At 69.4% G+C, this 18,994-nt stretch carries 21 protein-coding genes and 1 pseudogene; 11 read left to right on the top strand and 11 right to left on the bottom strand.

The window, feature by feature from the left end:
• Window positions 1-520 precede the first annotated feature (520 nt).
• From OG963_RS03805 to OG963_RS03795, 3 genes are all read right to left on the bottom strand, one after another.
• Entirely contained in the window at window positions 521-955 is a 435-nt protein-coding gene (locus tag OG963_RS03805) for a DUF2267 domain-containing protein (RefSeq protein WP_362274883.1), read from the bottom strand.
• Window positions 956-1,034: 79 nt separating this feature from the next.
• Window positions 1,035-1,430 carry a DUF2267 domain-containing protein gene (locus OG963_RS03800; RefSeq protein ID WP_319740839.1) on the bottom strand — a complete coding sequence of 132 codons (396 nt, stop codon included), beginning with the start codon at window positions 1,428-1,430 and terminating at the stop codon, window positions 1,035-1,037.
• Window positions 1,431-1,522: 92 nt separating this feature from the next.
• Window positions 1,523-1,954 carry an Hsp20/alpha crystallin family protein gene (locus OG963_RS03795; protein WP_327420211.1) on the bottom strand — a complete coding sequence of 144 codons (432 nt, stop codon included), beginning with the start codon at window positions 1,952-1,954 and terminating at the stop codon, window positions 1,523-1,525.
• A 126-nt stretch (window positions 1,955-2,080) separates the two neighbouring features.
• Between OG963_RS03795 and OG963_RS03790 the strand changes: the two genes are divergently transcribed.
• Together OG963_RS03790 and OG963_RS03785 are read left to right on the top strand one after the other, a co-directional pair.
• Window positions 2,081-2,743 carry a type III effector protein gene (locus OG963_RS03790; protein WP_371798377.1) on the top strand — a complete coding sequence of 221 codons (663 nt, stop codon included), beginning with the start codon at window positions 2,081-2,083 and terminating at the stop codon, window positions 2,741-2,743.
• Window positions 2,744-2,794: 51 nt separating this feature from the next.
• A pseudogene (locus OG963_RS03785) lies at window positions 2,795-3,186 on the top strand (thiamine pyrophosphate-dependent enzyme); the annotation flags it as partial.
• Window positions 3,187-4,179: 993 nt separating this feature from the next.
• On the opposite strand, the gene OG963_RS03780 reads toward OG963_RS03785, so the two are convergent.
• From OG963_RS03780 to OG963_RS03750, 7 genes are read right to left on the bottom strand one after another with little or no spacing between them, the layout of a single operon-like run.
• Window positions 4,180-5,082, bottom strand: a complete 903-nt coding sequence (locus OG963_RS03780) for an MFS transporter (RefSeq protein ID WP_371798376.1) — start codon at window positions 5,080-5,082, stop codon at window positions 4,180-4,182.
• Window positions 5,079-6,821: a complex I subunit 5 family protein gene (locus tag OG963_RS03775; RefSeq protein WP_371798375.1), complete on the bottom strand. Its 1,743-nt coding sequence runs from the start codon at window positions 6,819-6,821 to the stop codon at window positions 5,079-5,081. Before OG963_RS03775 ends, OG963_RS03780 begins: the two co-directional genes overlap by 4 nt.
• Window positions 6,818-7,168 (bottom strand): sodium:proton antiporter, encoded by a 351-nt coding sequence (locus tag OG963_RS03770; RefSeq protein WP_030932398.1) that lies wholly within the window; start codon window positions 7,166-7,168, stop codon window positions 6,818-6,820. The genes OG963_RS03775 and OG963_RS03770 overlap by 4 nt, the downstream gene beginning before the upstream one ends.
• A 19-nt stretch (window positions 7,169-7,187) precedes the next feature.
• Window positions 7,188-7,928: an MnhB domain-containing protein gene (locus OG963_RS03765; RefSeq protein ID WP_371798374.1), complete on the bottom strand. Its 741-nt coding sequence runs from the start codon at window positions 7,926-7,928 to the stop codon at window positions 7,188-7,190.
• On the bottom strand, window positions 7,925-8,185 hold the full coding sequence (locus OG963_RS03760; RefSeq protein WP_093771008.1) for a DUF4040 domain-containing protein: 261 nt from the start codon (window positions 8,183-8,185) through the stop codon (window positions 7,925-7,927). The genes OG963_RS03765 and OG963_RS03760 overlap by 4 nt, the downstream gene beginning before the upstream one ends.
• Complete coding sequence (locus tag OG963_RS03755) at window positions 8,178-8,639, bottom strand: monovalent cation/H+ antiporter complex subunit F (RefSeq protein WP_371798373.1); 462 nt, start codon at window positions 8,637-8,639, stop codon at window positions 8,178-8,180. The genes OG963_RS03760 and OG963_RS03755 overlap by 8 nt, the downstream gene beginning before the upstream one ends.
• Window positions 8,636-8,818 (bottom strand): hypothetical protein, encoded by a 183-nt coding sequence (locus OG963_RS03750; protein ID WP_371798372.1) that lies wholly within the window; start codon window positions 8,816-8,818, stop codon window positions 8,636-8,638. Before OG963_RS03750 ends, OG963_RS03755 begins: the two co-directional genes overlap by 4 nt.
• A 180-nt stretch (window positions 8,819-8,998) precedes the next feature.
• Here OG963_RS03750 and OG963_RS03745 point away from each other — a divergent pair, with 180 nt between their 5' ends.
• From OG963_RS03745 to OG963_RS03710, 8 genes are all read left to right on the top strand, one after another.
• Window positions 8,999-9,238, top strand: a complete 240-nt coding sequence (locus OG963_RS03745) for a hypothetical protein (protein ID WP_371798371.1) — start codon at window positions 8,999-9,001, stop codon at window positions 9,236-9,238.
• 98 nt (window positions 9,239-9,336) lie between these two features.
• On the top strand, window positions 9,337-9,597 hold the full coding sequence (locus OG963_RS03740; protein WP_371798370.1) for a hypothetical protein: 261 nt from the start codon (window positions 9,337-9,339) through the stop codon (window positions 9,595-9,597).
• A 91-nt stretch (window positions 9,598-9,688) separates the two neighbouring features.
• Complete coding sequence (fdh, locus tag OG963_RS03735) at window positions 9,689-12,934, top strand: formate dehydrogenase (RefSeq protein ID WP_371798369.1); 3,246 nt, start codon at window positions 9,689-9,691, stop codon at window positions 12,932-12,934.
• Window positions 12,931-13,845: a 4Fe-4S dicluster domain-containing protein gene (locus OG963_RS03730; protein WP_030932419.1), complete on the top strand. Its 915-nt coding sequence runs from the start codon at window positions 12,931-12,933 to the stop codon at window positions 13,843-13,845. The genes fdh and OG963_RS03730 overlap by 4 nt, the downstream gene beginning before the upstream one ends.
• A complete protein-coding gene (nrfD, locus tag OG963_RS03725; RefSeq protein ID WP_371798368.1) occupies window positions 13,842-14,762 on the top strand; it encodes an NrfD/PsrC family molybdoenzyme membrane anchor subunit in 921 nt (306 codons plus the stop codon). Before OG963_RS03730 ends, nrfD begins: the two co-directional genes overlap by 4 nt.
• Window positions 14,763-14,767: 5 nt before the next feature.
• On the top strand, window positions 14,768-15,118 hold the full coding sequence (locus OG963_RS03720; protein ID WP_371798367.1) for a hypothetical protein: 351 nt from the start codon (window positions 14,768-14,770) through the stop codon (window positions 15,116-15,118).
• A 68-nt stretch (window positions 15,119-15,186) separates the two neighbouring features.
• Window positions 15,187-16,152 (top strand): LLM class F420-dependent oxidoreductase, encoded by a 966-nt coding sequence (locus tag OG963_RS03715; protein WP_371798366.1) that lies wholly within the window; start codon window positions 15,187-15,189, stop codon window positions 16,150-16,152.
• A gap of 18 nt (window positions 16,153-16,170) precedes the next feature.
• Entirely contained in the window at window positions 16,171-16,842 is a 672-nt protein-coding gene (locus tag OG963_RS03710; protein WP_093771022.1) for an HAD family hydrolase, read from the top strand.
• 370 nt (window positions 16,843-17,212) lie between these two features.
• On the opposite strand, the gene OG963_RS03705 is transcribed toward OG963_RS03710, so the two are convergent.
• Complete coding sequence (locus OG963_RS03705) at window positions 17,213-17,425, bottom strand: DUF4287 domain-containing protein (protein WP_093771024.1); 213 nt, start codon at window positions 17,423-17,425, stop codon at window positions 17,213-17,215.
• Between the two features lie 518 nt (window positions 17,426-17,943).
• Between OG963_RS03705 and OG963_RS03700 the strand changes: the two genes are divergently transcribed.
• On the top strand, window positions 17,944-18,900 hold the full coding sequence (locus OG963_RS03700; protein WP_371798365.1) for a LysR family transcriptional regulator: 957 nt from the start codon (window positions 17,944-17,946) through the stop codon (window positions 18,898-18,900).
• The last annotated feature ends 94 nt before the right edge of the window (window positions 18,901-18,994 follow it).

The raw sequence follows: 18,994 nt of genomic DNA, 5'->3' as shown, positions 1-18,994 counted from the left end.
GGTGGCCAACCACTCCAACTCGACACGCACGGGCGCCTCCGCATCCTCGAAGATCAACACCGTACGGGCAACACCAAGGACCTCGCTCGACCTGTGGATAACCCGCCGATCAAGCAGTCGTGTGGGCCGCGCAGGGCAAGTCAGCGACCAGCCTGCGTCGGCGCGTTAGGAGTTAGGAGTGTCGGCGGGCGGCTGCGAAGGCCCACTCACCATCGCCTGCACGAGAGCCGACAACACCTCACCGCGCTGCTCCTGAGTGAGGTTGCCGTCAGCGATCAACCGCTCCGCAGCCAGGTAGCGCGAGACCCCCAACTCGAGCGCGTGCCGGCGCAGGTCTCCCAAGATGCCGCCTACGGACGGATCGAAGTCGGCAAAGAGCAACCGCGACTCGTGGTCTATCGCCTAGTGGCATGACCAGATCGAACTCGCCAGGATGCACTTCCCGCCACGGACACCACCGGTTACGCCCCCACTCACACCCGCCGACGGCGTCCCCTGGGTTGTCGCGCGGCAGTCTGCCTTAGGCAGCTTGGGTGAGTTCGGCGCGGCCGAACAGGAGAGCGTAGCCGGTGGGGAGCTGGTCGAGGATGCGGGTGAGGAGGTCGGGGCCGGCGAGGGTGGTGACGGCGGCGAGGACGGCGCCGGTGTCCCAGCGGGTGGTGGCCGGGGTGGCGCCGGTGCGGGAGGCGAGGTCTTTGACGAAGGCCCGGCCGGTGAGGGGCTCGATTGCGGGGATCTGTTCGGTGAGGGTGGAGGCGGCCTCGAGGGGCAGGCGGGCTGCCAGTTCGACGCGTTCGTCGCCGGTCAGCTGGCGTCCGAGTCCTGAAAGGACCAGGTGGACGGCTTCCGCGGCCCGTTCTCGGGTGGGGTAGGCCCCTTCGTAGCGGACTTTCTCCAGCATCTCCTCGAACGTCATCGCCGGGAGGTGCAGGACCGGTTCACGCTGGTCGGACATCACTGCGGTAGTCGCCTTTCTCGTCGTCGAGGTCGTGGTGTGGGTGGCCGGCGGGCCCGGGCACCCAGGTCGGTGGGGGTCAGGTGGGCTGGGGGCGGCCGAAGAGGAGGTCGTAGCCTGCGGGGAGTTGGAGCAGGATCTGCTTGAGCAGGTCGTCGTCGACCGCGTCGGCGACCGTGCTGAGGACGGCGCTGACGTCCCAGGCCGCGGTCTGTTCGGTGGCCCCGTCGATCCAGGCCGCCGTCGCCCGGAGGAACCGTTCGGGTGGGAGGGGTTCGGCGCTCTGCAGCGGGTTGAGCAGGATCAGGGCGAAGCCTTCGGGCAGGTGTGCCGCCAGTTGGGCACGCACCTCGCCGAGTAGGTGTGCGCCGAGCAGGGCGAGCACCACGCGGGCCGCGCGTTCTGCTTCGTGCCTGCTCCCGTACTCGCCGCGTTCCTTCACGTGGTCGAGGAAGGCTTCCCATCGCAGGGTCATGTCAGCCACCGCCTCTCTTGGCCTGATGGGGCGCAGGACGGGGGAGCGGGAGATCAGGCGCCCGTCCTGCGCCGCGGCACGGGTCGCCGGGTTCAGCCGGAGATCTCCTTGCGGGAGGACTCCCCGCCGACGGAGATCTTGCGGGGCTTGGCGCGCTCGGCGATCGGGATGCGCAGGGTGAGGACCCCGGCGTCGTAGTCGGCCTGGATGCGCTCGGTGTCCAGGGTGTCGGCCAGCACGATCTGGCGGGAGAACACGCCCAGCGGCCGCTCCGACAGTTCCATCTGCACGTCGTCGGACTTCGCCACGGGCCGTCGCTCGGCCTTGACGGTCAGCATGTTCCGTTCGACGTCGATGTCGATCGCCTCCGCGCTGACGCCGGGAAGGTCGAAGGCCACCACGTACTCGTCACCCTCGCGGTAGGCGTCCATCGCCATCGTGGACGGCCGCGACCAGGTGCCGGGGCCCATCAGTTGCTGGGTCAGCCGGTCGAGTTCGCGGAAGGGGTCGGTGCGCATCAACATCGCGAAACACCTCCTGAAGGTTCGGGCAGTACCTGCCAATGCGCTTCACAGAAACCGTTGTAGCATGTCATCCAATGGATGACAAACAACCTGTCGTCGAAAGGATGACAGTCGGAAGGAGTTCCCGTGACAGCAGCCGGTCAGCCGCCCCCCTCCCGCACCGACGCCCAGAGCCCTGCCTCGTTCCTGGCCGCGGCGGCGGCCCTGGAAGCCATCGACCACGCTGTGCACGAAGCCCATGAGCGGGCCACCGACCCCGCTGGCGCAGATACCGGCCCGCAGCAGGCCCTGGCGTCCCTTCTGCTGCTGCGGCAGGTGCGCGAGCAGCTCGCCGGATGGGAAACCGGTCTGATCGAAACCGCCCGCCACGCGGGCGCCAGCTGGGCCGATCTCGCGGCCCCTCTCGGCGTCGCCAGCCGCCAGGCCGCTGAACGCCGCTACCTGCGCAACCGCCCCGGCCCCGCCGGAACCACCGGAGAACAGCGCGTCCAGGCCACCCGTGAAAGTCGCGCCGCCGACCGCACTCACACCGCCTGGGCCCGCGACAACGCCGCCCGCCTGCGTCGCATCGCCGGACAGATCGCCGCCCTCACCGATCTCCCCGCGACCGCCCGCACCCCCCTCGGCCAGCTTGACGCGGCCCTCGCCCACGACGACCCTGCAGCCCTCGTCCGCCCACTGACCGCGACCCGCCCCTACCTGACCGGCTCCCATCCCCGCCTCGCCGCCCAGCTCGACACACTCATCGGGCAAGGCACCCAGCACCCTGACCGGGCCGGCCCCGTGTAACGACGGTCGGTCTGCCGCCGCGCACAGCGCAGGCGGTCGCGCTACGACGGATGGTCCGACCTGCGCATGGTCGTGGCCGTGCTCAACAACGAGGATCTCAACCAGGTCACGTGGGAGATGCGCGCCATGTCCGGCGCACCGCAGTTCCTGCCCTCGCAGTCCCTGCCGGACGTGAAGTACGCGGACTTCGCCCGCTCCATCGGCCTGGACGGACTGCGGGTGGAGAAGCCCGGCGAGGTCGAGGACGCCTGGCAGCGGGCCCTGGCCGCGGCCTGCCCCTTCATCCGGGACTTCCGCACCGACCCGGCCGTGCCTCCGATCCTGCCGCGCGCCACGCTGGACCAGATCGAGGCCGCGGCCGCGTCCGTCCTGAAGGGGGACTCCGATCGGGCCGCCGTGGTCCGACAGGGCTTCAGGCAAAGGTGCAGGAAATGCTGCCTGGGCGGAAGCAGCACGCCGTGTGCCGCGCCCCTTTTTGTGCCTATCTGCGTCGATTCGAACTGATGCCGCTTGTGCCGTGTGGCCGCTCGCGCACCGAGCTTTCCGAGCCGTCGCTACTCCTCGTTGTGTCGGCCCCAGTCCCGGTTCTGCGGGGCGAGTCAGCGTTGCGGACTGCGTACCGCCGGATGGCCTACATGGAATTTGAGTCAGGGGGATGTGGGCTGGGTGAGTGGATGAGTCGTCCGGTCCACGGAACCCTCACCCACCCGCGACCGGACGACGAATCCGCCCCCAAACTCGGGAGGGGGCGGACTCAAGCTGGGTTAGAACTCGCCCCCGAGCACTCCGCCCCCTGTCTCTGGCCACGGCCGGGGCAGGGGGGGCGTCGTGCGTCCAGGTCATCCAAGCGTGGTGACCGATGTGCCGCTCTCGGTCGGTCTCGGCACGTGATGTCGTACCTCTCACGGGTCCAATCGGGCAGCCCTGCGAGACGTTCCTTGATCTCGTTGACTCATGCCGATTCATGGCTGGCCTCCGATGGCCCGGGTGCCGACTTTCGGCGTCCCTTGGGTTCAGCCGACGAGGCGGGGGTGCGCGGCCGTGGTGTGGAGCACGCCGAGGCGTTCGATCAGGCAGTTTGGAACGGCGGGGCGGTCCTGCGGCGGCCAGCAGGGAGACTGACGTGCGCAGTTGGGGTAGCGCGAGCTGCCCGTCCGGCTCGCGGTGTCTTGCCCTGAGCGGCGGCGAGCTGTTCGAAGGTCTTGGAGAAGGCCAGCACCCGCCCGCCCGGCTCGGCCTGCGGCAGGCCGGGGACGGCTTCCAAGAATTGGCTGAGGTGTTGCCGCACCTCAGCCAGTCGGCGTGGGGATGGTGCGGTGCCGCCGGGACGCCAGTCCCGGGTGATCCTGCGGGCGCCCAGCGGCAGCGAGTAGACGACGCGGGCCGGTTTCCGGTGTCGGCAGCGATCTCTACCGTACCGCCGCCGATATCCAGTACTAGAAGGCGTTGCTGAAGCCGCTGCCCAGCGCGTCGAGAGCGAGGTCGTGCGCTGCCGATCCCGGAGCGCCGGGCGGAAGGCTGTTCACGGCAATCGGTCCTCCCTCCGCGGCGATCCCGCGCGCGGCCCCCAGATGGTCCGGCGGCAGGCCCGCGCCGTCCAGGTTCGACGAGAACGCCGTTCCCGCCTTGCTCAGGGCGACCGCGCCGACGACGGCCGGTCCGAGCGCGAAGCTGAGATCGCGAAGCATGTTGGTCGTGGCGCTCGCCATGCCCGCCAGCTGCGGCGGCACGCTGTCCAGTGCGACGGCCGTCACCGAGCTCACGCACAGCGCGAAGCCGACGCCGATCAGCAGGTCGGGCACGACGAAGGCGCTCAAGCCGGCGTCGGTGACATCGAGCCGGGTGCACAGGAGACAGCCGACGCTCATCAGGACGAAGCCCGAGGTCAGCAGCCAGGTCGGGGCGACCCGGTGCAACAGCCGGGAGACGACCGGGATGAGGCGGAACGCGGGCCCCTGCAGCAGCAGGAATGGGACGGCGACACGAAGCGGGCCCTGGTGCTGCACCGGACCGAGCCACATGCTCGTCGCGAAGCATGCGCCGAGAAAGGCGAGGATGCCGATGACCGCGACCACGGACCCCACGGTGAAGGCCCGGTTCCTGAACAGGGTCAGGTCGAAGATGGGGGACTTGGCGCCCAGTTCGACCACCGCGAAACCGACGAGGAAGCACAGACCGATGCCGGACGACAGGATGACGGGAAGGGTTGTCCAGCCCGACTCGGGCCCCTCGACGGCCGCGTAGAGCACCAGGACGAGGCCGATGGCGAAAGTGATCTGGCCCGGTATGTCGAGCTCCCGGCCTGGGCGTGCTCGCAGGGCCGGGAACATTCGGGTCACCCGGTAAGGATGCCGGGCAGTGCGAGCGCGCCGATGAGGGTTGTGCCTGCCAGGAGCCAGACCACGTAGTCGCCGATGTGCCCCGAGTGCATGCGCCGCAGCGGCGTCGTCCAGCGGTTGCCTTCCTGACGGGTGGGGCCATGTACGGCCGCCGCGGCCAAGCCCACGGCGAGTGCGGCGGAGACGAACCCGAGCATCGTCCCGGCCGGAGTCCAGTGAGGTGCACGGTGGGCGCCGAACGCGTCGCCCACGGACGTGGCAAGCCATGGCGCCAGACCGGCCGCGACAGCTCCGACGAGCAGCGCGGTGGGAACCGCGGTCATCGTCATGGGCACCCGGCCGATACGGCCCTTGGTCTCCGGTTCCTCGTCCTCACCCTTCGTCTCGTGTGCCGGTTCGGCCTCGGGTCGCTTCCCGGCGCCGAGGAACACCCGTGCGGCGACTCGGAGCACGGCTCCCGCGGTGACTGCGGATACGGCCACGAACACCACGGCGAGGAGTCCGCCCGCAGCTTCTTCCGTGACCGCTTTGCCGAGGCCCGTGCCGAATGGGGGCAGCCCGGACAGAGCCAGCGCACCGGTCGCGAACAGGACACCGACCCATCGCAACTCCTTGGCGCGTCCGAAGAGTTCGTGTTCGTCGACACTCCCGTACCGGTCGAGGAGGATGCCCACGCAGGCGAACAGGGCGGCCTTGGCCCCCGCGTGGCCCAGGAGGTAGACCGCGATCCCGCCGGTCGCCTCGGGGCGCAGGAGGCCGATTCCGATGAGGAAGAGCCCGGTGTGGGCGACCGTCGAATAGGCGAGGAGCCGCTTCACGTGCCGTTGCTGCCAGCACATCATCGCGCCGATCAGCGCGGTCAGCACGCCGAGCGTCACCAGGGCGCGTTCAGCGTCCGGTGCGGGGATGCCGCCGGGCCCGGCGAAGATCGTGTGGTACACCCGCCACACACCGTACGCGCCGAGTTCGACCATGACTCCGGACAGCAGCATGCACACCGGGGTCGGTGCGACGGCGTGTGCGTCGGGCAGCCAGAAGTGAAACGGGACGGCGGCCGCTTTGGTGAGGAGACCCGTCAGTACCAGGACGAAGGCGCACAGGGTCAGGGCGTCGGGCCCGCCGTGCGCGTCGAGCCGCTGTCCGATCTGCCGCATACCGAGCTCACCGGTGCGGGCGTACAGCAGGACGATCCCGGTCAACGTGGTGTATGCGCCGAGGGAGTTGATCACCCCGAACGTGAGTGCCCCCTGCACGGCCTTCGCCTCCTCCACGCGGTAGCCGGTCAGGGCGTACGCCACGACGCTCATGAGCTCGAAGAAGACGAAGGCGTTGAAGAGGTCACCCGTGAGCGCGAAGCCGCACATGCCCGCCTGGAAGAGCAGGACAAGAGCCGGAAAGGAGCCCGCGTGCCGGTGCGGTGGCTCGTCGAAATAGCGCCAGGAGTAGACGAGTACCGCGACGACCAGGACGGAGACGAGTGCCGCCAAGCCCACCCCGGGAACGTCGCCGACCAGGACGATGCCCACACTTTCGCCGCCGCTCGGGTGCCAGCCGCCGACCCATTCGACAGCATTCGGCGAGGCGTCGATGAGGAGCGCCATGGCCAGCCCGGCGGTGGCCACGGCCACGGTGCAGCCGATCGAATCGGCGGCGATGCGCGGCAGACGCCGTCCGGCGGCCACCAGCACGGCGGCTCCCATCAGCGGCAGTGCGACGATCAGCGGCAGCAGATGGCTCATCCGCGCAGCTCGGTCAATTCGTCGGGGTTCACCGTGCCGTGTCGTTTGGCGACCTGTATCACCAGGGCCAGCAGCAGCGCGGTCACAGTGGCGCCGACGACCACGTCGGTCAGGGCCAGTGCCTGCACGACCGGGTCGACGAGCGGTCTCGATCCGGGCTTCAGGTCGGAGAAGACGGGTGCGGTGCCGCCGTCGCGATAGCCCACGGCGAGCAGCAGCACATAGGTGGAGGACTGGCAGACCGCCAGGCAGCCCACCGCATGAACGAGGTGGCGGCTGGTGGCGAGGCCGTAACACCCGGCCAGGAAGATCCAGCCGGCGACCAGATACGGCAATACCGACATCATGACGTGCTCATCCCCCAACTCATTTCGTGCCTTCCTCTTCGATCTCCACGGCCTGGTCGAGGAAGCGGGCGAGCAGCACCACCACGGCGCACGCTACTTCCATGCCGACGGCCATGTTCAACAAGGGCACGGATCCGCCCGAAGCGAGCGTGTTGAACGTGCCGTACGGGATCAGAGCGTTGGCCAGGAACGAAGAACCCGCGATGAGACCCGCCAGGCCCAGAACGAGATATGTCGCTTCGCCCACCGCGTCGCCGACCTCGTACACGCCGATCGGGCGGATCCGTTCCAGCGCGCGGTAGTCGGCGCCGATGTAGAGCAGGTGGAGCGCGGTCGCCACGACGACCCCGCCCTGGAACCCGCCGCCCGGGCTGAGCTGGCCGTGCGCGACGACATAGAGGCCGACGACGAGCGCGATGGGCAGCAGGGTCAGTGCGTACAGCCTCACGGGGAGCGCGACATGGACCGGCGTGGGAGGCACCTGACGTTCCTCGCGGGTCTGCCGCAGCAGCACAACGGTTCCGAGTACTGCGGCGAAGAGGATGGTCTGCTCGCCCAGGGTGTCGAAGGCCCGCTGGTCGAAATTGACGGCCGAGATCACGTTGGCGGTGCGGTGCGCGAGCGCGGCCCGGACAGCACGGTCGCCGTAGGGGTGGCTGTCACCGCCGAAGCCCGGCAGCCGCAGGCAGGCCGCCCCGAACATGGCGGCGAAGCCGAGGCAGCCCACGGCCAGGATCCACATCCGTAGTCTGCGGCTCATCGGCCGCCTTCGTCACGCTGCCCGCGGCGACGCACCTTCCGGACGGACAGAAGGATCAGCAGCGGGGTCAACGCCGAGCCCACCGCCAGCTGCGACAGGGCGACGTCCGGCGCCTGGAGGACGGTGAACAGCACCGCGAGTGCCAGACCGAGCACCGAGAGGACCAGAGCCTGACGGGCCGGGTCACGGACCGCCACGGCGGCGGTCGCGGTGGTCGCGACCAGGAACAGAGAGATCACGATGAGGCCGTCAGTCACGTCGGGCCTCGCTCGGCTCCAGGTAGGCGCCGGACAGGGTCCGTGAGGAGATCACGTTTCCGGCGACGAGCAGAACTCCCACGACCACAAGCTTCACCGCCGCCCGCCCCGGGCCGGCGGCCACGCACGACGCGATCACGACCGGCACGGTGGCGGCGGCCGCCAGTACGGTCGGCAGCTGTGCCTTCGGCGGGGCCTCGCCCAGTTCGTCGGCGAGCAGCCGTGCGTACACGAGCGTGCCGACGGGGCCCAGCACGGCGAGGACCAGAGCGAGATCTGTGTAAGCGGGGCGGTCGTATCCCTGGGCGAGCAGCAGCATGACCAGACAGACCACCGAGGTGCCGAAGTTCTGGGCGACGACCCTGCGGCCGAGCGGTCCGGTCGCCACACCCCACACGACGGGGGAGAGACCTGCCACCAGGAGTACGGATGCGGACGCGAGCCATGCGTTCACCAGCCGCTCACAGCCCGGCGTGCCGCGACGGCGGCGACTGCTCCCAGCAGTGCGCAACCCAGACCGGCGAACACCTCCAGCGGTTCGACCCTGCTGATCAACACCAACCAGAGTGCCGACAGCAACACTTGCCACCCGAGGATTTCGCCGACCAGGCTACCCAGCCGTCTTCCCGTCATGCGAGGGCCGGAGGGCGGGCCGCCGCAGGGAACTCTGTGATGCGCAAGGTGCCTCCTCATGCTCGTCGTGCATGGCTCGTGCTCATCCGGTGCCCGGCGAGCCCACGGACATTCCCCGGCCGCAGGGGAAATCACCTGGAAGCAAAGCAGCTCCGGGCGGCGGGAAGCGGAGGAACGCCCGTGCCCACGCCTCGGATCGGGGACGAAAAGACCTGTCTGGCCCTGTGCCGCGAGGAGAAGGCAGTCAGGATCCGCCGACAGCGCGGCGGCTTCCTGACCGGCACGGTCGCCGCCGGACCGGCCAATCGGTCGCGCAGGCGGAGCGCACCGAGGACGACCTCGGGCGGCGGTGTGGAGAGCCGGGATCGAGGACGGTCGCGCACGACCCAGGGGGTGCCCCTCAAGCCGCTGCACAGCTGACCGGCCTCGGCGCAGGAGCCTCGATCGCCGGCATACTCGCCGCCCGCCCGGGTACTCGCGCCACACGCCACCCCCCAGCGTGAGGAAGCGAGAACGCCGTGAGTGAGCACCGCCGGGAAGCCCCTGGGAACAGCGAGGGGCCGACACCTGAGCCGATACCGAGGGACCTGCCCGATCAGCAGGTCACCGCCGACGAGGACCCCTGGGACCTCCCAGGCGCCTCGATTCACTCCACTGCCGACGAGCAGCCCGACCCGGAGATTCCCGATACGGACGAGGTGGGCACCGGCCGGAGGGGCGCCCCGCACTCCGGCAACCGACGTCCGGAGCACCCCGTACCCGACGAACCGTCCGCCTGACGCTCCGCGCGCCGTGGGAGCGCCGGCAGGTGAGGCTGGGAGGAACGCCCGCGACTGCCGACAGGAGTCCGGCCGCCCGAGAGGACACGTAATGGGTGTGCGCACCTGGGTCAGCGACTGGCCCGTCTACCGACAGCTGACCGGATCCGACCCGCTGGCGCGTGGCCGGGCCGCCGTTTCGGCACACACGCAGCAGCTCCGGCCGCGCACCGACACGGCCGAACGGGTGGTTCCTTCCATCTGTCCTTACTGCGCGGTCGGCTGTGGCCAGCAGATCTACGTCAAGGACGAGAAGGTCGTCCAGATCGAGGGCGATCCCGCCTCGCCCATCAGCCGAGGCCGCCTCTGCCCGAAGGGATCTGCCACCCTTCAGCTCACCACAGGCTCCGCGCGTCGCCACGAGGTCCTCCACCGGCGCCCCTATGCCACCGAGTGGGAGCCCCTCGACCTGGAGACGGCCATGGACATGGTCGCCGACCGGGTGGTCGAGACGCGGCGCCGCACCTGGGAATGGGAGAAGGACGGGCTGCGCACCGCACGCACGCTCGGCATCGCCAGCCTCGGCGGCGCGACCCTGGACAACGAAGAGAACTACCTGATCAAGAAGCTGTTCACCGGACTCGGCGTCGTACAGGTGGAGAACCAGGCGCGGGTCTGCCACAGCTCCACCGTCGCGGGCCTGGGCACCTCCTTCGGCCGCGGCGGCGCCACCACCTTCATGCAGGACCTTCAGCACGCCGACTGCATCGTCATCCAGGGCTCCAACTTCGCAGAGGCACACCCGGTCGGGTTCCAGTGGGTCATGGAGGCCAAGGAGCGTGGCGCCCGGATCATTCACGTCGACCCACGCTTCACGCGCACCAGCGCCCTCGCCGACCTGCACGTTCCGATCCGGGCCGGCAGTGACATCGCGTTCCTCGGCGCGGTGATCAACCATGTGCTCACCGAGGAGAAGGACTTCCGGGAGTACGTCCTCAACTACACCAACGCCGCCTCGATCATCAGCGAGGACTTCCAGGACACCGAGGACCTGGACGGTGTCTTCTCCGGACTCGATCCGGACAAGTACCACTACGACCCGAGCAGTTGGCAGTACGAGGGTGCAGAGGTCCAGGCGCCCGCCGGCGACGTCGACGAACAGTACGAGCAGAAGACACAGGGCTCCGGCCGCGCCGAGACCCACGGGTCGGGAGGAGCCCGGACCGGCGCCCGCCCACCACGCGACGAGACGCTCGGGCACCCACGCTGCGTCTACCAGATCCTCAAACGCCACTACGCCCGCTACACCCCCGAACTTGTCGAGGAGACCTGCGGAATCCCGCGAGCGACCTTTCTGCGCGTGTGCGACGCCCTGACCGCCAACTCCGGTCGCGACCGCACCAGCGCATTCGTGTACGCCGTCGGGTGGACCCAGCACTCCACCGGTTCGCAGTACATCCGCGCCGCCAGCGTCCTCCAGCTCCTCCTCGGCAACATCGGCCGGCCCGGTGGCGGCATCCAGGCCCTGCGCGGCCATGCCTCCATCCAGGGCTCCAGCGACATCCCGACGCTCTACAACCTCCTCCCCGGCTACCTGCCGATGCCGCACGCCCACGCTCACGAGAACCTGGACGCGTTCGTCGAGGCCAGCCGCACCGAGAAGGGTTTCTGGGGCAACATGCGGGCCTACTTCGTGAGCCTGCTCAAGGCGTACTACGGCTACGCCGCCACCGCGGACAACGACTTCTGTTTCGATCACCTGCCGCGTCTCACCGGCTCCCACTCCACCTACGACACGGTCATGGCGCAGCTCGACGGCGCCTGCAAGGGCTACTTCCTGATGGGGGAGAATCCGGCCGTCGGCTCCGCCAACACCCGCCTCCAACGGCTGGGCATGGCCAACCTGGAATGGCTGGTCGTCCGTGACTTCTCCCTCATCGAGTCCGCGACCTGGTGGCAGGACGGACCGGAGATCGAAACGGGTGAATTGAGCACCGAGTCGATCGGAACCGAGGTCTTCTTCTTCCCGGCCGCCGCACACACCGAGAAGTCCGGCTCGTTCACCAACACCAACCGGTGGGTGCAGTGGCACTACGCGGCCGTGGAACCGGAAGGGGACGCCCGTAGCGACCTGTGGTTCATGTACCACCTGGGCCGCCGGATCAAGGAGAAGCTGGCCGGCTCGTCCGAGCCCATGGACCAGCCGGTCCGGGACCTCACCTGGGACTACCCCGTCGACGGGCCGCTGCGTGAGCCGGTCGCCGACGCCGTCCTGGCCGAGATCAACGGACATGGACCGGACGACGGTCCGCTCTCCGCCTACACGGAGCTGAAGGACGACGGCTCCACCCGTTGCGGCTGCTGGATCTACTGCGGGGTGTACGCCGATGGCGCCAACCGAGCGGCTCGCCGCACACCCCACACGGAGCAGGACTACGTGGCAGCCGACTGGGCGTGGGCCTGGCCCGCCAACCGCCGCATCCTCTACAACCGGGCCTCCGCGGCCCCCGACGGGACCCCGTGGAGCGACCGCAAGGCGTACGTGTGGTGGGACGACGTGGAAGGGAAGTGGACCGGCCGCGACGTCCCCGACTTCGTACCCGACCGCGCGCCCGACTACGTGCCACCGGAAGGCGCGACCGGGCCCGACGCCCTGCGCGGGGACGACCCGTTCATCATGCAGGCCGACGGCAAAGGCTGGCTCTACGCGCCCGCCGGGCTGGAGGACGGGCCGCTTCCCACCCACTACGAGCCGCAGGACTCGCCCTTCCCCAACGCCCTTTACCCGTCGACCGCGCGCTCACCTGTACGGCAGCTGCTGCCGCACGAGGGCAATCGCTATCACCCCAGTGGCAACGAGCCGGGCGCGGAGGTCTATCCGTACATCGTCACCACCCACCGTCTCACCGAGCACTTCACCGCCGGTGGCATGAGCCGCTGGTCGCCCTATCTGTCGGAACTCCAGCCCGAGTTCTTCTGCGAGCTCTCCCCGCAGCTGGCTGCCGAGCGCGGCCTGGAGCACGGCGGTTGGGCCACGATCATCACGGCTCGCAATGCTGTCGAGGCGCGCGTCATGGTCACCGAACGGCTCAAGCCCCTGACTGTCCACGGGCGGACCGTCCACCAGATCGGGCTGCCGTTCCACTGGGGGCCCAACGGGATTTCCACCGGGGACGCGGCCAACGAGCTCGTGGCCATCGCGCTCGATCCGAACGCCCACATCCAGGAGGACAAGGCACTCACCGCCGACATCCGCCCCGGCCGACGCCCCCGCGGGCCCGACCTGCCGAAGCTGGTCGCGGAGTACCGACGGCGCGCAGGAATCACCGAGACGACAGGGATGGAGAATCGGACATGAAGGACCGGCACCTGCTGAGCGGTCCCGAGCCGGACCCGGCTCGCGACGCCGGCCACCCGGAACCCCCGGAACGGGTCGGATTCTTCACCGACACGTCGGTCTGCATCGGCTGCAAGGCCTGCGAAGTGGCCTGCAAGGAGTGGAACGCGATCCCGGAGGACGGGATGCCGTTGAGCGGCATGAGCTACGACAACACCCAGGGGCTGGGCGCCTCCACGTGGCGCCACGTCGCCTTCATCGAGCAGAAGCTGCCTGCGCCGGAGGGACGCACCGAGCTTTCGCTCATCGAGGGGACCCCGACGGCTCCCGAACCCCCGCAGGCGCCGGGCGACATGCGCTGGCTGATGTCGTCGGACGTCTGCAAGCACTGCACACACGCGGCCTGTCTGGACGTCTGCCCCACCGGCTCACTGTTCCGCACGGAGTTCGGCACAGTCGTCGTCCAGGAGGACATCTGCAACGGCTGCGGCTACTGCGTGCCCGCCTGCCCGTACGGGGTGATCGAGCAACGTCAGCACGACGGAAGGGCGTTCAAGTGCACGATGTGCTACGACCGCCTCGGCGCGGGCCAGGAACCGGCCTGTGCGAAGGCCTGCCCCACCGAATCCATCCAGTTCGGCCCACTGGACGAGCTGCGCGAACGCGCCGCGCTGCGCGTGGAGCAACTGCATGAACAGGGCGTGGAACAGGCGCACCTGTACGGACACGATCCGAACGACGGAGTCGGTGGTGACGGAGCGTTCTTCCTACTCCTGGACAAGCCGGAGGTGTACGGACTGCCACCAGACCCTGTGGTGGCCACCCGCGATCTGGCGGCCATGTGGAAGCACGCGGGCACCGCCGCACTGTCCCTGGCCGGCAGCATCGCGCTCGCGTTCGTACTGGCCGGTCGAACCAAGGAGGGACGATGACCAGGACCCGGCAGCGACGCGGTGAACAGGTCATGGTTCCGCGCGCGGAATTCGAGTCCTACTACGGGCGTCCGATCATCCACGCCCCGTCCTGGGCAGCCCGCGACATCGCCGGATACTTCTTCCTCGGCGGTCTCGCCGGAGCAGGCTCGGTGCTCGCCGCCGGGGCCCACATGACCGGACGCCCCCGTACCGCCACCGCGATGAAGGTCTCGTCCCTCGCCGCCGTTTCGCTGTCCGCCGCAGCCCTGATCAACGACCTGGGCAAACCCGGCCGGTTCGCCAACATGCTGCGTGTGTTCAAACCCACGTCCCCTATGAGCATGGGTTCCTGGCTGCTCAGCGCGTACGGCCCCGCCGCCGGGGCAGCCGCTCTCAGCGCCGTCTCGGGACGGCTGCCACGGGCGGGCGCCGCAGCGACCGCGGGGGCCGCGCTGCTCGGTCCGCTGCTGGCGTCGTACACCGCTGTCCTTGCCGCCGACACCGCCGTTCCCGCCTGGCACGGCGCGCACCGAGAACTCCCTTATCTGTTCACGGCGTCCGCGACGGCCGCAGCCTCGGGCATGGCACTGATCGTCGCGCCACCGCGCGAAAGCGGCCCCGCTCGTTGTGCGGCGGTGCTCGCGGCAACGGCCGAGAGCCTGGCGACCGAGGCTGCCGAACGACGCCTCGGCATGGTGGCGGAGACCTGGCGCGAAGGCCGCGCGGGCGCGCTCATGCGTACCGCCCGCGCCCTGACCATGGCGGGAGCCGCGACCGCGGCGCTGGCCGGCGGCCGCAGCCGGCCAGCCGCCGTGGCCGGTGGGCTCGCACTGCTCGCGGGTTCCGTCTGCACCCGCTTCGGGGTGTTCGCGGCGGGAATCGCCTCCGCGGAGGACCCGAAGTACACCGTCGTACCCCAGCAGAAGGGAGAGTGACCCCGATGGTCACTGTGTCTCTCACCGGAGCGTCCAAGGAGGACGCCGCCACCGTCTTCGGCGTCCTGCGGACGGCGGTCCCCACCGATCGTCCCTCCGACCCAGTACCCCAGGAGCAGCCCGGGGACCACCCTGCCGTCTGGACCGCGCAGTTCGAGCCGGCACAACACCGCATGCCGACCGGGCCGCCCCCACCACTCGACGGTTCGCCCACCGCCACGCTGCAGGGCGACCATGTCGCCGTGGACCAGCTCTGCGAAGTCCTGAGCGCCGCGTTCGCCGTACACAAGCGGGGCACGGCGTCGGGGGACCAGGAACAGGAGGTCGATCTACAGCTTCGGACGAAACGGCAGTGACACAGTGACCGCGTCTCGCGTCCCCCATGCCCGTTCGAGCGGCGCCCGACCATGAGGAGAAGAGCGACATGGTGCAGATCGGATACACGATGATGACCGAGCAAGCAGGCCCGCGGGAGCTTGTCGGTCACGTGGTCGGCGCCGAGCGCGCCGGCTTCGATTTCTCCGTCACATCCGACCACTACTTCCCTTGGCTGGACTCCCAGGGACACGCCCCATACGCATGGAGCGTGCTCGGTGCCGCCGCGCAGGCCACCGACCGCATTCCCCTGATGACGTACGTGACGTGCCCGACGACCCGCTACCACCCTGCGGTCGTTGCCCAGAAGGCCGCCACCGTGCAACTCCTCTCCCAGGGGCGCTTCCGCCTGGGACTCGGCTCCGGGGAGAACCTCAACGAGCATGTGGTGGGGGGTGGATGGCCCGCCGCACACGTCCGGCTCGCGAAGCTGGAGGAAGCTGTGGAGATCATCCGCTCGCTCTTCGCGGGGGAGAACGTCAACCACCACGGCGCCCACTTCGATGTCGAGAACGCCAGACTGTGGGATCTGCCCGACACTCCGCCGCCGATCGGTGTCGCCGTCTCAGGTGACCGCTCGTGCGAACTGGCCGGTCGTCTCGCCGACCTTGCCATCGGCACTGAACCCGAGCCGTCACTGATCTCCGCGTTCGATCGGCACGGCGGTGCCGGAAAGCCCAAGATCGGCCAACTGCCGATCTGTTACGACACCGACCGCGATGCGGCGATCGCCCGTGCCCACGACCAGTTCCGCTGGTTCGGCGGCGGCTGGCCGGTCAACTCCGAACTCCCCGGGCCTGACGGATTCGAGGGCGCCACCCAGTTCGTACGACCCGAGGACGTGGCCCGGACCATTCCCTGCGGCGACGACGTGGACGCCGTCGTCGAAGCCGTGCGCCCCTACGTCGATGCGGGATTCACCGAGGTCGCCCTCGTTCAGATCGGCGGCGACCACCAGGAACCGTTCCTGGAGTGGTCCCGGCAGAAGCTCCTTCCCGCCCTGCGCGAACTGTGAGAGGCCGAGGAACCTGAGATGACCACGAAACGTGCGGCAATCTTCGATGTCGACGGAACGCTCGTCGACACCAATCACCTGCATGTCGTCACCTGGTGGGAGGCCTTCCGGCAGGCCGGCCACCGCGTCCCCATGGGTGAGATCCACCAGGCCGTCGGCCTCAGCAGCGGCGACCTGATCGTCCACCTGCTCGGCGAGGACCGAGACCCTGACGACGACGAGCAGCTCACTGCGGCCCACCACGCCCTCTACGCCACGTACTTCGACCGGCTGCCGGCCTTGGACTCGGCGGGCGACCTGCTGCGTACTCTGGCCGCGCGAGGCTGGGAGATCGTACTGGCCACCTCGGCGAGCGGCGCGGAACTCTCCGCGCTGCGCAGTGCGATCGATGCGGACGACGTCATCCTCGGGTCGGCCAGCGCGGACGACGTCGCCGAAGGCAAACCCGCCCCCGACCCGGTCGAACAGGCCAGGGAAATCGCCGACGTCCCGGGCGAGCATGCTGTATTCGTCGGCGACACCGTCTGGGACATGAAGGCCGCCGTGCGGGACGGGGTAGCCCCCGTAGCGGTACTGTCCGGCGGGATCCCGCGTGCGGACCTGGAAGCAGCCGGCGCCCGCGCGGTGTACCGAGACGTCGACGACCTCCTCGCCCACTTGGACACCAGCGTCTTCGCCGACCAGGAATGACCGGATCCCCGCCCGGTCGGACGCCGAGTCCCGCGACGTTCACGTCGGCCGACACGAGATCGCATGCGCCCGGGCGCAGCGACGGCACGGCGGACATGGCTGTCCGCCACAGGTTTCGGGAGCTTGTGGTCCACGTCGGCCGGGTCCTGCAGCGACACGCGCTCGTGGCGGGCCAGGGCGTGGCCGGCCGGGACCTGAAGCACCCGGCGCTCGCGGACAGCGCCGGTCCGGCCGCGGTGCCGGCTCCATGCACGGGGAGGTCCCGTTCCGGCACCGCACTGCTGGTCGCCCTCCCCGCTTCAGCCAGGTTCTCCATTCGTGACGGGATCACAACCGGTGGCGATGCACTCTCGTGCCTGGATGGAGCGGGTCACTTCCCGCTGTCCTCGGCAAGGGTGTGCGCGACAAGGGCGTTTGCGTGACCGTGCCCGAGTCCGTGTGCGGTCTTGAGCCAGGAGACGAGTTCCATATGCCTGGTCAAGGACGAGGAGCGGATGATGGCCTTCCACTCTGCCACCGGGCGGCCGTACTTCTTCTCGATCGAAGGGAAGTAGCTGGCAGGGCCCTTCACGGCTTCAGTCATGTCGCAGTGTCCCATCCTTCAGCGTAAAATGATCTTGAGATGTCGATGTGCTTCGCCTGTATGACCTGAGGCGACAGGCGAAGTAATCGGTCGGACGAAAGTTGCTTACGTCTTTTTCGATCTTGCATGACTTTCCCACCGCGCACCGGCCGAAGCCGTGTACCGGCCGGAGCGATCCGAACGTTCTGCCGTCACGCGCCCCGCCACACACCTGCGGTTCGTCGTGACAGCAGGGCGGAGCAGCCGGTCCAGGCCCGCCCCCTGGTGCGCGGCTGTGAGCGGCACGCCAGGTGCGCCGAGGTGATGGTCCACCGGCGGATGACGCTGGGCCGAATTCGTCCCGGAGGCGCTCGCGTTCCGCGGCGGAACAGGGCATGACGTACGACGGCACCGCGCAGTCGGGCAGGGGCGGCGAACGCCCGAGGGCAACCCCGGCCGTGCCTGCGGGTCGACCCGGTTTCCGGCCAGCGGAATCACGGCTGGTCTCGGCGATGCGTATGCGGCAGGATCCCGAGCCCATGACCCCACGGCAGTCCCGTCCCACACACCTCGCCAACCTCGACCTCAACCTCCTGGTCACGCTCCGCGCACTGCTGCGCGAGCGGAACGTCACCCGTGCCGCGCGCAATCTCGGCGTCACCCAGCCGGCCGTCAGTGCCTCGCTGTCCCGGCTGCGTCGGCACTTCGCGGACGAGCTGCTCGTCAGGGTCCAGGGCGCCTACGTCCTGACGCCGCTCGCCGCGCAGCTGGCCGGACAGGTCGAGACGGTGTGCGCTGCCACGGAACGGCTCTTCGCGACGGGCAGGGCCTTCGACCCGGCCACCACACAGCGGGAGTTCACACTGCTGATGGCCGACTACCCGGCGACCGTTCTGGGCCCCGCGCTCTCGCGGCTGTTCGACCGTGACGCACCGCACGCGGTGCTTCATCTCCAGCTCGTCCGGGAGACTCTGGGCAGTGGAGCGGGCGACACCATCCGGCTCGTCGACGGTCTGGTGTCCCCGTCTCTCGGCCACTTTCGCACCCCGGGGGTCGGCTCGGTTCCGCTCTTCCGCGACCGGTGGGTCTGCCTGGTGTCCGCCGGCCATCCGCTGTGTGAGGCCGCGGCATTCGGCATCGAGGACCTGGCACGGTTGCCGTGGGTGGTGCCCTACCACCGGGACGACGGGTATCCCTCGGCCGCTCCGGCGACCCGGCAGCTGACCGCACTGGGGATCAGGCCGAGGATCGCCGTACGCGTGGAGAGCTATCGGGCCGTACCCGACTTCATCGCCGGCACGCGGAGGGTGGCGCTCATCCCGGAGCGGCTCACCGCGCGGCTGCCGTCGGCTCACGGGCTGCGCACGCTCGACTGCCCGGTACCGCTCGACTCGCTCGAGGAGCACCTGTGGTGGGACGCGAGCCATGACGAGGACCCGGCACACAGTTGGTTGCGTGAACTGGTGGCCCGGGCAGCGGCCAGCTTCGAACCATAAACGCCATTGATGCCACCCAGCCGAACGCTCTATCGACCTGGGCATTCCCTCCGCGGAACAGGGCTTCCTAGTGTGCCGGGCAAGCAGTGAGCCG

The organism is Streptomyces sp. NBC_01707 (genome assembly GCF_041438805.1).
Taxonomy (GTDB): Bacteria; Actinomycetota; Actinomycetes; order Streptomycetales; family Streptomycetaceae; genus Streptomyces.
The sequence above is the reverse complement of the archived record's forward strand: the minus strand, read 5'-3'. Positions and strand labels throughout refer to the sequence as shown.